The sequence below is a fragment of the Nitrosopumilus sp. S6 genome, from assembly GCF_054515815.1.
In genome coordinates this window covers 1-3,068 of sequence record NZ_JBTNRI010000023.1, presented here as the reverse complement: position 1 = coordinate 3,068, position 3,068 = coordinate 1, and the positions used below count along the sequence as shown (strand labels likewise).

The window sequence follows — 3,068 nt, the reverse complement described above, 5'->3', positions numbered from 1 at the left end:
CGGTACCTCTACTGATGTAATTGCCACCAACGGTACCTCTACTGAACCTGAAATTGTGATTCCTAATGCTACTATGTCATTCAAATTTGATCAAAATATTATTGACACTAATGCCACATCCACTGAGCCTATTACAGTAGCAAACACCACATCTGCTGAACAAACTATTACATCCCTAGAATTAGATGGACAAGATGATTTTATACAAATTAAAAATGCTACTGTAACTGATGATGTTGATGGATTAACTGTAACTGTTTGGGTTAAACCAGACTATTCATCAGGTTCTTCAGAATTTACAGTTCTAAGTAAAGATAAATCATTTTCTCTTACAATTAGTAACAATTTCTTATCTGACAACACTGCTAAATTCTCTGTATTTGATGGAATCAAATGGACTACAGTAGAATCTACCAGTGTAATAACAGAAAACTGGAACTTTTTGTCATCAACCTTTGATGGCGATAACATAGGAATTTTTGTTAACGGTACAAGAGAAGCAACTCAAGAAGTTGTAGGTGTACCAACACTTACTACAAATGGAAAATTAGAAACAACAACTGTTGAAAATCTAACATCTAAAGAAGATATTGTAATTGGTGCAACCATTACCACTAAAAATGAAACACCAAAAGCAAGCAATCAATTCTCAGGTGAAATTGATGATGTTTCTTTGTATGACTATGTTCTAGAAGATGAACAAATTTTAGCAATGTATATGCAAACAAAGGATGCTTATGCTGAAATTGTACCTGAATTAACTCTTGAAGAGATTATTGCCCAAATGGAAGCAGAACAATTAACAAATTCTGAAAATACCACATCCACTGAGCCTATAATTGAATCAAACTCCACATCCACTGAGATAATCTCTGTAGAGCCAATTTCAGAATCAATTCCTGAACCAACATCAATTTTAGAACCAAAAATAATATCTGCTCCAATTCTTGATTCCACTGAAGAAACATTTGAACTATCTAAAGATGCTACATTTGAACTAGAATTCTTTGATGAATATGATGCATTATTCTCTGAAATTGAAGAGATAGAGTCAGCTGCACAAATTTTACTTACAGAGACAGAATCCAGTCTTGCAGAACTAGATGATCCGGAGATATCTGCCCAATCATTTAGTGCAGTTCTTGGAATGATTTTCTCAATTGATTTATTTTTGCCAAGTGTTGATGCAGCAAACGGAAACGACATTGAGCAAACCAAAGGAGAACTCGAATCACTAAAACAACAACTAGAATCATTAAAGACTCAAGCAGCATCACTAAAACAGTCAGGTAATCTAGATGAAGAGTCAGTCAAAGATTTAAAGAAACAACTCAAGTCAATACTCAACCAAATAAAATCAACATCAAACAAACTCAATGCAAATGACAAGGCACAAGCAGCAAAACTAGACAAATCAAGTGAGGATGCAAAAAAGATTGCAGATGTTGACACGTTTGACAAGAAACAAAATGGAAAATGGCAAGATGATGAAACAGAAATTAATACTGAAGTGTTTGATTCTAAAGGAAATAAAGTAGACATTAAATCAGAAATTCAAAAGAATAGAGACGGTAAATTCACAATCACACTTCTTCCAGACTCTATAACAACACCTGGCATTTACAAACTAAAGACAGTATTTACCGTAAATGGTGAAACCCATACAGCTGAAGAAGAGTTTGCATGGGGTTTGGTATCATTAAACACTGCAAAGAGCACTTACTATCCAGGTGATGATGCAGAGTTTATCATTGTAGTCTTGGATTCAGAAGGTCGTCCAGTTGGTGGAGCTGATATCTTCATGACAGTAACTAGTCCAGATGGAACAGTAACTGAACTTGAAACAGGTGATGAGATTAGTAATGGTGAAGAAGTTGGACTCTATGATGCGACATACTCAACAGGAATAGAAGGAACATACCAAATTGCAGTAAATGCACAAGCAGATGGAATCAACACTGACTTTAACACAACATTTGATGTGGCAGAGTTTGTAGAATATGACATTGTTAGAACTGCTCAAAGTAAAATTGACCCAATTAACAATCCAAACTTCTTTGATGTTGTAATTGACATTGAATCATTTACTGGCAAAGACACAATTACAATAGTTGAAACTGTTCCTGCAGTCTTTGAGATATCTGATACTGATGCAAATGTTGTAACAGTTGGAGACAGAAAAGTTCTCACATGGACTACGGATTTGGTAAATGATAGAGCAACAATAGATTATACTTATTCAGTCCCACTAGTATTCCCACAACTGTATCCTCTAGGCCCACTTGAGATTAGTGACGGAGAAATCATGTATACAGAAGCAAGGGCATGGTATGTAGCAAATGACCCATTATCTATTGGTGTAATTGGGCAAACTGCATTTAGTCAAAGTGCAACATCCCCACTTGCATTAACTGGTCCAACAATTTCTGCATCTGATCTAAACCCTGTCTTGGTAGTTGTAGTTCAAACAGTTCCATCAACTGTTGCCCCAACTGTAACAGTTGGTGGAGTTTCCATGATTTCTGCTGTATCTGAAACTAAAACAGGTGGAGGAAATGATCAACGTTCTGACATATTTTATCTGACAAGATCCCAAAATCTTCCTAATGGAGCAAGCTCAATATCTGTAACAGTTGGTGGTACTCCAACTGATATTGGTGCTGCAGCAATTGCATTATCTGGTGTTCAACAAGGAACAGGTGCATTAGGAAACTCTGCTGTCTCAGGAGCAACTGATTCTGGAAGTATTACTGTAACTACAGTTGCAAATGATATGGTTATTGATTCAATTAATGACAAAAAGGCTGGTGGTGTAGGTGCAGTAGGCGCAGGCCAAACAGTAATCACTGGTTATGCTACATCTCTAACAAATTCAGGTGATGGTGTTGGTGCTAGTAGAGAACTTGCAACTGGCACATCTACAGTTATGAGTTGGACATTATCAGGTGGTGGTCACGGCACTGCACATGTAGCTCAAGCATTCAAACCTGCAACTACTGCTGTACAGTTACTTTCTGATTCTATTGCAGTAAGTGATGATCCAGTAAGTACTGAAACTCCACAACCTC

1 protein-coding gene is annotated in these 3,068 nt (G+C 36.6%); it reads left to right on the top strand.

Annotation, left to right across the window (positions count from 1 at the left end; all coding sequences use genetic code 11):
* The coding region (locus ACX12B_RS09645; protein ID WP_459353796.1) for a LamG-like jellyroll fold domain-containing protein at positions 1-3,068 on the top strand (3,068 nt) is incomplete at both ends.